5 protein-coding genes are annotated in these 14879 nt (G+C 43.0%); all 5 read left to right on the top strand.

Translation table 11 applies throughout. The features are described 5' to 3' along the window. The first annotated feature begins 228 nt into the window (after positions 1-228). The 5 genes from J4N24_RS00965 to J4N24_RS00945 all read left to right on the top strand — a co-directional run bounded on the left by J4N24_RS00965 (position 229) and on the right by J4N24_RS00945 (position 14856). Complete coding sequence (locus tag J4N24_RS00965) at positions 229-1728, top strand: glycosyl hydrolase family 28 protein (RefSeq protein WP_207531771.1); 1500 nt, start codon at positions 229-231, stop codon at positions 1726-1728. Positions 1729-1747: 19 nt separating this feature from the next. Then, entirely contained in the window at positions 1748-2758 is a 1011-nt protein-coding gene (locus J4N24_RS00960; RefSeq protein ID WP_207531770.1) for a LacI family DNA-binding transcriptional regulator, read from the top strand. A gap of 153 nt (positions 2759-2911) precedes the next feature. Next, entirely contained in the window at positions 2912-9763 is a 6852-nt protein-coding gene (locus J4N24_RS00955; RefSeq protein WP_207531769.1) for a cellulose binding domain-containing protein, read from the top strand. A gap of 468 nt (positions 9764-10231) precedes the next feature. Next, complete coding sequence (locus J4N24_RS00950) at positions 10232-13117, top strand: SusC/RagA family TonB-linked outer membrane protein (protein WP_207531768.1); 2886 nt, start codon at positions 10232-10234, stop codon at positions 13115-13117. A gap of 17 nt (positions 13118-13134) precedes the next feature. After that, on the top strand, positions 13135-14856 hold the full coding sequence (locus J4N24_RS00945) for a RagB/SusD family nutrient uptake outer membrane protein (RefSeq protein WP_207531767.1): 1722 nt from the start codon (positions 13135-13137) through the stop codon (positions 14854-14856). The last annotated feature ends 23 nt before the right edge of the window (positions 14857-14879 follow it).

The following is a 14879-nucleotide window of genomic DNA, read 5'->3' as shown; positions in this document are numbered from 1 at the left end:
ATCAATTTCTGCTTATTTCGTCCATCAGTTCATGGTTGTCATTAAGCCATGGCGAAATGTCCCTTCTCATTATATTGGTTATACGCGAAAGGTAAGCTAACTCCCGTTAGCTGCCTTTTTAATTTTACAGGCCTTTCACCATCAAATTAATCAGATTTCTTTGCCTTCCTTTGAGTATGATATGATCTAACGCTTGTCATAATACTGTTCAAACACACATACAGTATTATGATATTGATTAGATCAATTCTGCGTTTTGCTAATAACCTTTATCCCTTCTCAGCAAGACTTTCATTCTCAGTGCTTCTTAGTGCATTGTTATTCATTTCTTCACCAGCTTTTTGCTTTTCTGAAAAGCAACCCCAGCCGAAATTAAAAGTTTATCAGGCACCTCAGGGAGCAATTCTAAATAATACCTTTTCCGTGAAGGTCCGTTCTGCCGGGGGGGAATGGCAAAGGATACCCACATACCTTGTAAAAGTAGATCATGTTGTTGATGGTATGCACCGTGAAGAACAAGCTTCTATGTCTAATTTCGATTTCGCCGGTGAAGTTGAAGTGGCGGTGACTTTAGCAAAGGGAGATGCTAAGGCGGCCCGCATCCGCCCTCTGTCGTACAATATGGTTCAGGATCTGCGAGGAAGTACAGTTTTTTTTAAGCTTGTCAAACCTTCAAACATCTCCATAGAGTTTAATGGAGATATTTTTCATAACCTCCATCTATTTGCTAATCCTATAGAGAGTTTTGTGCCTGATCGGAAAAATAAGAACCTGATTTATTTCGGTCCTGGAATACATGAAATTGATGGAGGAAAATTTAAGATTCCCTCAAATAAGACAGTATACGTGCATGGAGAAGCTGTACTAAAAGGTCAGCTTCTCGTTGAAAATGCCCGCAATGTACGGATTCTTGGTCGCGGCATGGTTGACCAGGCGGTGAAAATGGGAATAAAAATAGCTAATTCGAGAAATGTATTTGTGAGCGGACTTTTCTCAACCCAGTGTTTAACGGGAGGCTCTGACAGCGTCACTATCCGGAATGTCAAAACGATCAGTTACTTTGGGTGGGGTGATGGAATGAATATAATGGCAAGTAATAATGTGTTGATAGATAGTGTTTTTAACAGGAACTCCGACGATTGTAGTACCGTTTATGGTACCCGGCACGGTTTTAAAGGTGGGAGCCGCAATATCGTCTTTCAAAACTCCGTGCTATGGGCCGACGTAGCCCACCCGATACTTATTGGAACTCATGGCAGCACCCCTTCTCCGGAAATTCTTGAAAATATCACTTATAATAATCTTGATATCCTGGATCATAAAGAGGCTCAGCTTGACTATCAGGGGTGCTTTGCAATAAATGCAGGAGACAGCAACCTGATAAGAAAAGTTCGTTTTGAGAATATACGTGTGGAAGACTTCCGGCAAGGGCAGCTGTTAAACCTAAGGGTGTTCTATAATAAAAAGTATTGTACCTCTCCCGGCAGGGGTATTGAAAATGTCCTTTTTAAAAATATTACATACAGCGGGAGTAACTCGGTTACGTCGATAATTTGTGGTTATGATAAAGACAGGACCATCAGAGATATAGTATTTGAGAATTTAACGATAAATGGCCTCCTTATTTCGGATGACATGAAAAAGCCCGCATGGTATAAAACCTCCGATATAGCCGGTTTCTATGTTGGAGACCATGTGGAGGGTATAACATTCATAAGGACCAAATAGTCTAAATATTCTCTGCGACATGCCTGAAAAGCCATCTATAAAGAGCATTGCAAAAGAACTTGGTGTTTCTGCAACTACGGTTTCCCTTATTTTGAATGGTAAGGGCCCTGAAATGCGTATAAGCAAATCAATGACAGATCTGGTAAATGATTTTGTGCGTAAAACGGGGTATAAGAAGAATCAACTCGCAAAAAGCCTTTCTACCGGTAAGTCGATGACGATTGGCCTGCTGGTGGAAAATATATCAGATGTATTTTTTTCAGAGATAGCTTATCATATAGGTAAAATTGCCTTTAGAAACGGCTATAAGGTGATTTATGGTAGCACTGAGAACGACCCGGAAATTGCCAGGGGATTATTAGACTTCTTCAGGAATAGAATGGTTGATGGTCTGATAATAGCGCCACCACCCGGACTTGAAAGGGAGATCACTGAATTGGTGGATTTAAACTATCCGGTAGTGTTGTTTGACCGGTTCTATCCGGAAATAAATTGTAGTTATGTTGTTTCTGATAATTATGAAAGTACTTATGCTGCGGTTATCGATTTGATAGATCAGGGAAATAAAAACGTGGCGATAATAACAACAAATTCCCGGCAGCAGCAGATGACAGATCGTTGCAAGGCCTATATGGATGCTATCAAAGCCAGGCAGCTTGAGTCTTTGGTAAAAGAAGTAGCTTTCGTGGATGAACAGGACTTTCTGGAGGTGGAAATTAAAGAGTTCCTGAAAAGTAGTTCTCAACTGGACGCAATATTTTTCTCAACCCATTACCTTGCACTGGTTGGAATAAGGATTATTCGTGAAATGGAGGCGAAAATCCCGAAGAAGCTATCTATCGCATCTTATGATGACCTCCCTATATTTGATGTATTAGACCAACCGGTTTCATCAATACGGCAGCCTGTTAAGCAGATGTCAATGCATGTAATGCAGATCCTGTTAGAGTCACTGCAGAAAGACGAAGAGGAGCGGCTTGTCAAAACACTGACCCTGGCTTCCAGATTCATCAAACGCCGCAGAAACTAGCTTTTCAATCGTTTATCCTGAATTTACTCCAGGCCAAGACTCTTTCCTTAATTCCGAAAGATAAAAATTGAAGAAGTTGAGTATTAATACCGGCTATTCTTGTCATAACAGGAGTACTTTAACTAACCCAATTATATATATAAATCTATGATTATGAGTAAACTATTACCAATCTTTCAGGTAGGTAGAAAGTTAGGGTGGCTGGCAGTATTCCTGTTATGCCACCTGACTTTTCTAAGCCATGTTTCCGCCCAGGATATACAGTTTGCTAGTCCCGGTGTTCCCTTCACGAGAGATGACATTGCACAATTAAAAAGCAATATTTATCGTGAACCCTGGCTTACTGGCTACACCGCCTTGCGCAATGATGCCAGGTCGAGGCTGGATTATTTTCCGCGTGGACCCTTTGCTACAGTTACCCGTGCGCCAAATTTGAATAACGACGCCTGGAAGAGCGATATGCTCGCCATTCACAACCTTACTTTCATGTATGTCTTTTCAGGAGATTCTGCCTATGCGAGAAAGGCAACTAATTTGCTTGACAGCTGGGCACGGGTAAATACGAGCTGGGGCGGAAATGAGAGTATGCTGGATATTGGTGATTATATTCCTTACTTCGTTCCTGCGGCTGATATTCTCCGCAGTACTTTTCCAGGTTGGACTGCCGCTAATTCAGCTAATATTGAGGAGTATTTTCGCGACGTGCTTTATCCGCACTCCTGGGTGCCTGCACCTCTAAGGGATCATAACAAAGGAGCCATTCAGCTTGAAATAGCTATAGGGATTGCAGCTTATCTAAAGGATCCTGTTCGTTTTAAAGAGGCTATAGAAGTTTACCGTATGGATGCCGGGGGAGGGCTGCGTAATAGCTTGCCAAACGGAGAAGTTGGAGATACAGGCCGGGATAATCATTGGTGGGTACAGATCCAGGCACTCGGCTGGAGTGCGGAAGTTGCGTGGAAACAGGGAATTGATCTGTTTTCAGAGCTTGATAACCGGTTGCTGGCTCTTTGTGAACTTTATCATCGATACAGCCTGTCACCAGCCGGAACTATTCCTTTTATCCCCTTTGGTGGATACTCGGCTTACTATACAAGCTGGGGCATCCCTACTGGATTCCGCAGGCATTCGCCGTTCAATAACATTATTGAGAACGCCTATGCTCGCCGTAAAGGTATTCCTACCCCCTATACTACGCAAATGCGAACCCTGCTCGGCGAGAACAGTTGGTCTTTTTTGTACCTCAAATCCGCCGATAGTACCCAGGCTGCTCCATTAACTCCGGTCGTATACCCCGGTGATAATGCAGTTCCTGTTTCTCTTATGACTAATTTGGATATTGGTAATCCGGGAATTTCAGGAAGTGCGGTTTACCATGAAGGAAAATGGATTGTTAAAGGAGCCGGAAATTCTTTAGCTAATTCCTTAAACTTTACTTTCAAAAGAGTTACAGGAGATGTTGCTGTTATTGTAAAAGTAGAAAGTACGTCGTCAGCAAGTTCCAATTGCGGAGTAATGCTCCGGGAGTCTCTTGCCTCAAATGCTAAATATATAGCCATTGGTATAGGCGGTAACGGAGGTATCAGCTCAAGTCACTGGCAGCCGAAAGTACCGTGGTGGTTAAAACTGGAAAGGGTTGGCGATCGCATTTTTACCTATCATTCCCAGGATGGAACTCACTGGACTAATCTGGCACTTTCCCGTCAAACATTCAAGGATTCGTACATAGGTTTCTATACGATCTCCAATAACTCTTCAGCTTTAAATTCTGCCACTTTCAGTAACTTAAAAATAGCTTCAGGTAATGCTGCGGGTGCACCCGAAATTACAAGTGGAGTAGCTGGAAATGCTAAACTTAATACGGCTTTTGATTTCACAGTAACAGCATCAGGTAATCCTGGAACTTTTAGGGCCGCAGGTTTGCCTCAGGGCTTGAACATTGACAGTCTTACTGGTGTTATTTCAGGAACACCTCTAACCACAGGCAAATATGCTGTAAACCTTGAAGCTGTTAATAGCCTGGGATCGGGATATGCAACAATAGTAATAAATGTAACAGGCAGTGCCCCTCCGGCGATACCTGTAAACGTGGCGGCAACGGTAAATAACACCACACGCATCGCTCTTTCCTGGACTGCCACTGCGGGGGCAAGTTCATATACAGTGAAGCGGGCACTTTCAGCAGAAGGACCTTACATTCCCTTGCAAACCGGAATTACCGGGAGCTCGTTTATAGATGAAAGGCCACAGCCTGAAGTCGATAACTTTTACGTTGTGTCTGCCTTGGCAGGAGACTTGGAAAGTGCTAATTCTGCAGCAGTATTTGCCTCGGTTCCTCCCGCTATCCCAATTAAGCCTGCAGTTGTTAATAAACCTGAGCAAATTGACCTGCAGTGGAATACTGCTTCAGGTGCTGTAACTTACAAAGTAAAAAGAGGATCGGTAAGCGGAGGACCTTTCACAACCATTGCAACAGTTTCAGATACTACTTACTCTGATTTGGCGGTATCCGCAGGAATACCCTATTACTATGTGCTTTCTTCTATGGGGAATACAAAGGAAAGTTCAAACTCTTCTGAAGCTTTCGGCCTGGCTGGTGCCAGCAGTGTAACATGGAATCCTGCACCTTTAAGCGATTCTTTAAACCTGGCTGCTAATTGGCTGGAAGATATGGTTCCAGGTAAATCTGCAGTATTAACTTTTTTAGCCTCCGCTGATTCTGTTTTAACGAATGACATTACGGGCCTGGAGGCAGCAAGAATACAATTTACTAGCGATGCTGTTTCTTATTCGATTTCCGGAAATAGTATGCTATTGCATAATGATCTTGTCAACACTTCATCACGAAGCCAGATATTAAGTGCTCCAATTACATTAGATAAGCAATTATATGTAAGCAGTGGTCCCGGAAATATTACGTTGAGTGGGCCAATAAGCGGTAACGGAGGTATTACACGTAGCGGCACGGGTTCGTTGTTCATCTCCGGTAATAATACCTATACAGGAAACACGGTCATTAACGGGACGGCAGGGGGATGGCCCCCAACTCAAGCTATTGTAATTGCAGGTCATGGAACGGGAACACCATCCCTTCCTGCTGCCGGGCCTTTAGGTACAGGGAGAGTTATTATGAACGGAGGCTCATTATATTCAAGTTCCGACGCCACCCTCTATAACGATATCGAGATCAAAAATGAAAGAAGGAGCTACATATTCCAGACAGGAGCTGCATTGAATTTAAGAGGCAGGCTGCTTGGCAATGGTACTGTTGAGCAGGATGGAAATACAACCGCAGGGCTTCATCTGTTTGGAGACAACAGCTCCTTTGAGGGCACCTTTATCTCTAAACTCAGGAGCGGTAATTCAAGGACACGGTTTGAAACTCCGCAGTCCGGTAGTGCTAAAGCTTTTTGGTTACTGGATAACACGGGAAACGATACTCAAAGTCTTCAATTTAGTTCAGGTACTATCGAATTTGGAGCTTTAAGTGGAAGGGGCGCGATACGCTGTAATGGTGGAGGCACTCCTGTGATAAGGGTGGGAGCATTAAATCAAAGTACTACTTTTTCAGGAAATATTTCGAACGTAAACGGCTCGGTGATGAGCTTTGAAAAGGTGGGTGCCGGTACGTTAATCCTCTCAGGTAATAGCAGTTATGGAGGCAAAACAACCGTTAAGCAGGGAACGCTTCTCTTAAACAACAATGCTGCTACCGGTACTTTTACCAGTCCGGTTTTTGCGGAAGCCGGATCCTTCGGGGGAACAGGAAGGAGTACAGCCCCTGTAAGTATAGGAACAGGAACAGGAACAGGAGCTGTGCTTGAACCTGGAAATATGTCTGTTGGTACCTTAACAGTTTCATCTTTAAACCTATACTCTGATGCAACCTATGTAGCAGATATTAATCCCTCAGCTAAGCTCTCTGATAACGTGGTAAGCGGAAGCGTAACGCTGAACAATGGCCCTCGTTTATCTGTAAAACTTGCGCAGGGTGAAGTGACGGAAAGTTCAATATTCACCATTATTGAAAATACAGGTACCAGTCCGGTTTCCGGTATCTTTAAAGATCTTCCTGAAATGTCACTGCTTACTCTGGGTAGTTATAGCTTTCGCATCACGTATAAAGGGGGCAATGGCAACGATGTTCAGCTATTAGACGAAAGAGGATTGCCCGTTATTATAACCAGTGCTCAAGCAGATACTACGCTCCTGGGCAAGCCTTATACCTACAGTATAACTGCCATTAAGTCTCCTGTACGTTTTAGTGCAAGCGGTCTTCCTGCCGGTTTGAGCATTGATAGCCTTACAGGAGTAATTTCCGGAATTCCCAAGGTACAAGGTGTATTCCCGGTTAGTCTTACTGCTTCTAACACGAGCACTGCAGATACCGTAACATTAAGTCTCACAGTAATGAGTAGTGTGGTGAGCAACGTTTTTGCCGCAGAAGGAGATGGGAAAAATATCCTGGAATGGGATGCTATTCCGGAAATGGATTATGTAGTCGGAAGATCCACTTCGTCCGGCGGTCCTTATACCACTGTTGCACGGGTTACTACACCTGCTTATACCGATGTGAATGTCGTAAATGGCACCACGTATTACTATGTTGTTGCGTCCGGTGATAGCATTCAGAATGCGGGAAGTGTAGAGGTCGCAGCGCGACCGGATCAGGGTCAGCTGGTGAATTATAGGTTTGACGAAGAAACGGGATCTAAAGCACGCGATAGCTACGGCGCGAGTCATGCTAATTTAGCTGCAGGAGCTTTAAGGGATACCGGAAAATTTGCTAGGGCGCTTAAACTGGATGGCAGCACTAATTCTTATGCAACCTTGCCACCTGGCATTGTCAGTTCGCTGAACGATTTTACTATCTCAACCTGGGTCAGAATGGATGCCAAAGCTAACTGGATGAGGGTTTTCGACTTTGGTACAGGAACTTCATCCTCTATGTTCCTCACCATACAGGCCGGAACAGCAAATATTATCAGGTATGCGATTAAAAATAATAATAGTGCAGAGCAGCAACTTAGTTTCAACTACTCTCTGCCTCTGAATTCCTGGACGCATTTTGCAATAACTCAGTCAGGCAATACTTGCAGAATGTATATTAATGGTAGTCTTGTAGCTACCAACACCAATGTGAGTCTTAAACCTTCAGCACTCGGAAACACTTCGCTCAATTACTTAGGAAAGTCACAGTTCAACGATCCATTACTGAAAGGTTCCCTGGACGAATTCAGGATATACAGCAAGGCCCTTTCTGCAGCAGAGATAGGCGCTATCTACAGCAAGCAAAATCAGGTTATTACATTTAGTCTTGTTCAAGAAAAGGAGATTGGCGACCAGGATCTTAAACTTTCCGCCCTCGCTTCATCTGGACTACCCGTTTCTTATACCAGCTCTGATCCTGCTGTAGCTGCTGTGGTTAATGATTCTCTCCGTATCCTTTCTGCAGGTGAAACGATCATTACGGCTACACAGACTGGAAATGCTCTTTTTGCAGCTGCTCTCCCTGTATCCAGACTTTTAAAGGTGCTGAAGAAAGAGCAGAGCATAAGCTTTCCTTCCATCACAATTAAGAAGGCAGGAGACGCTGATTTTATATTGGAGGCCTCAGCTTCGTCTGGGTTGAATGTAGCATTTCAAAGCTCCGACAATGAAATAGTAAGTGTATCAGGAGGCCTTGCCCGCATACTGAGGGCTGGGACTGTTACAATCACTGCTACCCAGCCGGGAAATTCCATGTATAAGGCCGTCACTGCTAAGCAGGAACTTGTTGTGCGACCATTAAATCTTAAGGTGCTTTACAGAAATGGTGATAACTCGATAAGTAACAATGTGATTAAGCCTTACTTCAAAATTTCTAACAATGATAGTTTAGCCGTGGCGTACAATGAGCTCACCTTAAGATACTGGATAAGTCCTGAAAATTTTGAAGGTATTAACACCTGGATCGATTATGCACAGGTGGGATCAGCAAAGATAAAAGCACGCTATGTTACTCTTGGTAAGCCGAGGAGCAATGCCCTGGGTTATGTTGAATATAGTTTTGATAGCAGTGCCGGGTTGATGAGTGCGGGATCTGATTCGGGGCCAATCGAGACCCGGTTGGCTAGTACCAATTGGGAGAGTCTTAATGAAGAGAATGATTTCTCTTACAACCCAAATACCGTTTTGGGATTAAACAATCGAATTACTCTTTACCGGAAGGGAGTTCTCTTGTTTGGTGAGGAGCCCGGAGTAGTTGAGGAACAGAGAGCGGTTAAGGTTTACACCGAGAGTAAAGACGCTGGCAGTAATACGATCAGCACGGTTCTTAAACTTGAAAATTCAGGAAACGTTCCTATTGATTATAAGGATATGGCGCTAAGATATTTCTTCACGCCGGAAAGCAACGCCAGTTTAAATTTTTGGATCGATTATGCGAAGCTCGGCACTTCTAAAGTTAAAGGGACATTTGGGGATATCTACCCTGCGAAGTTTAACGCTTCCAAATACTTTGAAATTAAGTTAGACTCTGCTGCAGGAAGGCTTTACCCTCTTAGTAGTTCCGGGGAAATAAAGTACAGAATAGCTAAGTCTGATTGGTCAATATTTAATCAGCTAAATGATTATTCTTATAAAAGTGGAAGTTTTAGTGAGAACGCTCACGTTTGCGTGTACTACAAAGGGTCTTTAGTTTTTGGTATCGAACCAGTTAGCGGCCAGGGAACCTTGATGGTAACAGATCTACCAAAACAGAACTTTCCTTCATTAGGAAATAAAGAAGTCATCGTTTATCCTAATCCAATAAGTAATAATAGCTTCACTGTAGATCTTAATGCAGATTGGTTGCACAAAGATGTGGAACTTAAAGTATTGGATGTGTCCGGGCAGTTGAGGTTTCAGAAGTTATATAAAAATGCCTCTGCAAGCCTTTCCGCTCGCGTTAATGGCTACCTGCCACAAGGAGTTTATACTTTGCTGTTAAATGACCGATTCGCAGCTAAGCTGATCGTTAACTAGTAAGTTTCAAACTATAAAAGCAAGATGTTCGGTGGGAGCCGGACATTTTGCTTTTATAGTCTAATGGTTTCTTTAGGGAAGGAAGGCCCTCCGTTCATCCTCCGTTTGTGAACTTCTGCTCATGTTGATTTTTCTTTTTGATCCTTGCTTGTTCAGGAATCCTTAGAATTCTTTGGAAAGCTGAGTATAGAATTAAAAAGCAGCTGTCATAGATATAAATTGATGAGTATCAATCACACAGATCTATAAACCAAAGAATAATTATGAGAGAATCTTACTTAAAAGCTTGGCAGGGCTGCATAAATATAGCTCTTAAAAATCTTTACCATTAAAAAGGCAGTACCAGACTAACCAGCTTTTTTAAAAAATCGATGAGAATAGGGACCTCTTACAAGCGGATTGCAATAGGCAATTGTATGAGCCTTCGTCTGAAACTCAAATTTCGAAGTCAAAAAATCTAAAAATAGTATGAGGCAAGTTTATTCAAAAATAGCCGCCTTTTTCCTGACAGTGGGTTTCGCCCAGCAGTCATTTGCTCAGATACAGGAGCCTGACTCTTCAGCATTGAAAAGGGACGGACAGATTTCTGAAACAGAACAGTTGAAAGGGGGATTACAACCTGTTCTGTTTGGCACTCAAGCTCGAAGCCGTCTTTTACAGTCAGTATCAACGGTATATACTGAGCAATTAACTACAACACCGAGTCCGCAGTTCCTGCAGGCATTACCTGGAAGATTGGCGGGACTAAATATTAATTTTACCAGTGGTGGCCCGGGCTTAGATGGAAATGGGATGAGCTTTAATATCCGTGGGGCAAGGGCACAGGTGATTCTGATCGATGGGGTTGAAAGGGGTTATCAATCCATTTCTCCTGAGCAGATCGAATCAATTACAGTACTTAAAGATGCCCTTTCTACAGTAATGTTTGGGCAGCGTTCTTCTTATGGAATTTTATCCATCGTAACTAAGAAGGGGGATATAGGGAAACCGAGAATCTCATTCACCGTTCAAACGGGCTCTGAATCGCCTACTGCACTTCCGAAGCCGCTTAATTCCTGGCAATATGCCATGTTATATAATGAAGCTCAGCAAAACAACCTGGGTTTAACTCAAATTACTCCAAGGTTTTCCCAGGCGGCAATAGATGCTTATAAGAACCAGAGCGATCCCACACTTTATCCCGATGTAAACTGGTATAGTACGGTTTTGAAAAAGAACGCTGGTATAACCCGTTACAATGCAAATCTTCAGGGAAGCGGAAAGGGATTCCGTTATTTCGTCAACCTTGATAAACTTACGGAACAAGGCTTGTTAAGAACAAGTGATATCAATTCTTATAATACAAATTCCCAGTTAGACAGGTACGAATTGCGTTCTAATTTAGGTGTTGATGTTACCCCAACAACATTTGTCCAGTTAAATGTTCTGGGACGTACGCAGCGTTACAATCAACCCGGTGGCACTGCGGCTTCCGAGCCTAATGGCGTAAGCAGTATATTCAGTTCATTGCTGACAACACCCAGCAATGCCTATCCCGTTTATAATCCTGACGGAACCTACGGGGGGACAAGCGATTTCGGTCAGAACGCCAATATCTGGGGGCAGGCGGTAAGCCGGGGATACTCCTTTCAGGATGTAAGAGATCTGGCGGTAGACCTGGAACTTACACAACGATTGGATGTGGTTGCTAAAGGCCTGTTTGTTAAAGTTCGCGGGTCAAATAATAACACTAATTATTATACTACTGAACGTTCGAAGAACTTTGAGGTATATCAATACAATCCTAATGGAACGTATTCCAAGTTCGGTACAACCAGTGAGCAGGGCAATACGGGAAATGCCAGAGACCGGTATAGGATTACTTACTTTGAAGGATCGATGGGATATGAAAGGACCTTTGGTATGCATAGTATTAATGCTTTGGCCGTGGCGAACCAGCAATCTACCTTATTATTTAATTCTAATAATATTCCCGAAAACTATACCGCCTATGCCGGAAGACTTAATTATAGTTTCAATGAAAGATACCTTGCCGAAGGTGCCTTAAGTTACGGGCATTATAACTGGCTTGAACCTTCGAAGCGTGGTGCTACGTACTGGGCTGCAGGCTTGGGCTGGAACCTTCATAATGAGAACTTTCTCCGCAACAACGTTAAGGCAATCTCTAATATGAAATTAAGGGCTAATTATGGAATTACCGGGCAGGTAAGCAGAGATTACTTCAGTTATATCCAAACCTATAGTAGTAACTCGAACAATGACAATGCCTTTGGCTATTGGTATGGTCCGGGTTCTTCGCTTGTTCGGCCTTCGGGTGAGAATGCACTTGCAACGTCAAATCTGGGCCCTGAGAAGGCAAAGAAATTCAATGCTGGCTTAGATCTTGGTTTATTCAATAATCGCTTCACCTTCACTGGTGATTATTTCTATAACAAATACAGTGATCTGGTTGCGACATCCGAAATAACAACGTCTGTTTTAGGTGCCACATTTCCTGTCAGGAACCAGCAAGCCATCAATTATTGGGGTGCTGATCTTACAGCAACCTGGCAAAGCAAAATCAGGAATTTTAAATATCACATTTCAGGAAATTTTTCTTCGGTTCAGTCTGAGTTAGTTGTAAGTGGCGAACTTCCTAAGAGCTATGACTATCAGCTTCGTGCAGGTAAGCAGGCTGGCATGTCTTACGGGTATACAGCTACAGGCTTGTTTAAAAACTATGATGAGATCAATGACCCGAGTATCGCGGTTTTTGGCTCAAGACAAGCCCTGAGACCCGGAGATATCCGCTATCTGGATAAAAACTCAGATGGCGTAATTAACGCTGATGACCAGTCGACCTTTGGAAATGGAAAACCAACTATTTATTACGGTTTAGTACTGGGTTTCAGCATAAAAGGGTTCGATTTCAGCAGCTTAATTCAGGGGACAATGAACCGCCAATCATATATGGCTGGAGGTACAATGAATACTGCAGATTTTATGAATGGTTTTGGTAATAACCGTAATGCGGCTTACGAATATAATCTCGGTCGCTTCACACCAGAAACCTCAGAGACTGCCACCCAGCCGAGAGTGTGGTTGGGCACAAATGACAATAATACGCTTACATCAACTTTCTGGTTGAAAAACAACGATTTCGTACGCTTGAAAAATGTCGAGATAGGTTATACCCTGCCTCAGGGTATTAGCAAGAAGTTCCGCGCGCAGGGCTTGAGGGTGTTTTGTAATGGACTAAATCTGTTAACGTTCGCTGAAATTCATAAGATGCGGGATGATATGGATCCTCAAAGCTGGGGTAGTGCTTATCCGATTATGAAAGTGGTCAATTTCGGAGTTAATGTCAAATTTTAAGAATTAGGTCAAAGGATATGAAAAAGAATTCGATCATTGTCTGCATACTGTTACTGCTTTTAGTTGTAAGTTCCTGTGAAAGGACCTTTGAAAAAGAACCGCTCAATCTTTTAACTGAAGAATATATATGGGACGCAACAGACCAATCTGGAGCCTTTGCAGAAACCTGGGTTTCAAAAATTTATTCCAGGATTCCAACTGGTTATTCGAGGATTAACGGCGTACCGCTGGAGTGTGCTTCTGATGATGCTATCCCTACCAATCCATTGAATAATACCTCTAAGATAGTAGAAGGTGGGTATAACCCTTTGTTAACTTTTGACGACAACTGGGTTAATAGTTACTCGGCCATAAGAATGGCGAATATTTTTCTTGAGAATTACGAAAAGGTGCCCTGGGCTAATCAAACGATAAAGCTACAACGGGCCAGCGAGGCAAGAGCATTAAGAGCCTACTTCTATTATGAATTGGTTAAGCGATATGGAGGAGTTCCCCTTATTGGAGATAAGGTATTTAAGCCAAGTGATCCGGAGCTATTTAAGTTGAAGCGCAATAGTTTCGAAGAGTGTATTAATTACATCGTGTCTGAACTTGACGCTGTTAAAACCACGCTAATTCCTGATGCCCCATTCTCACAGAGAAGGACAGATCCTAATTTTGGCAGGATGCGCCCGAGTATAGCTCTGGCTATTAAATCTAAGACATTGCTGCTGGCAGCCAGCCCTTTGTTTAATCCATCTTCAACCCCTCAATTGTCTTATACCGGCTATGCCTCCTACAATGCGGAACGCTGGAAAGCTGCTGCTGATGCGGCCAAGGAAGTTATTGACCTTGGTTTATTTGCTCTTGAAGCAGACCGTTACACACTTGTTACGGAGCGAGCTAACAATGAAAATATCTTCTTCAGAATGAGTGACTCGCGGACAGAGGATTTTTATAATTACTACATGGGACCAATTGGCTATACTGTAAATCAACGGAACAGTGAGGGTAGGGTTAGTCCCACCCAGGAATTTGTAGATGCGTTTCCCATGAAGAACGGTAAAATGATAACCGATCCTGCATCCGGATTCAATCCAGCGAATCCCTATGTGAACCGTGACCCCCGCCTTAATCAAACCGTTTTTTATAACGGTGCAAGGTGGTTGAGAAGAGCTGTTGAAACTTTTGAGGGGGGCAGGGATATGATTCCGCCTGTTGCAACATTGTTCGCAACCCGCACCGGATATTATGCAAAAAAGTTTTGTGCTAATAATGATGAGTCTACGGCTTATTCCAAAACGATCTATAAAGATAATGGATTTACACCAGCCTGGGGAATAATACGATATGCCGATATTTTACTGATGTATGCGGAGGCAAAGAATGAATATTCAGGACCGGATGTTTCAGTTTATCAGGCGGTTGAGCAGATACGCACGAGAGCTGGATTATCACCGGCTGCTTTACCTGCAGGTTTAACACTAGCAGAAATGCGTACTACGATCAGAAATGAACGGCGCGTTGAACTGGCTTTTGAGGAACAACGGTTCTGGGACATACGACGCTGGAAGATCGCAAAAACGGTATATGGTTCAACCCTTCATGGTGTCACTATTACCAAAAACACAAACGGCACTTTTACTTATACGCTGAAAGAAGTTGCTAAACCATTTTTTACAGATGCCATGTATCTGTTACCCATTGCGATTAAAGAAATTCAGGTTAATCCCGAAATGCAGCAAAACCCGGGCTATTAGTGCGGTCGCATTAATTTAAAAAT

The organism is Desertivirga arenae (genome assembly GCF_017355785.1).
Taxonomy (GTDB): domain Bacteria; phylum Bacteroidota; class Bacteroidia; order Sphingobacteriales; family Sphingobacteriaceae; genus Desertivirga; species Desertivirga arenae.
This window is presented reverse-complemented; position numbering and strand designations above follow the sequence as displayed.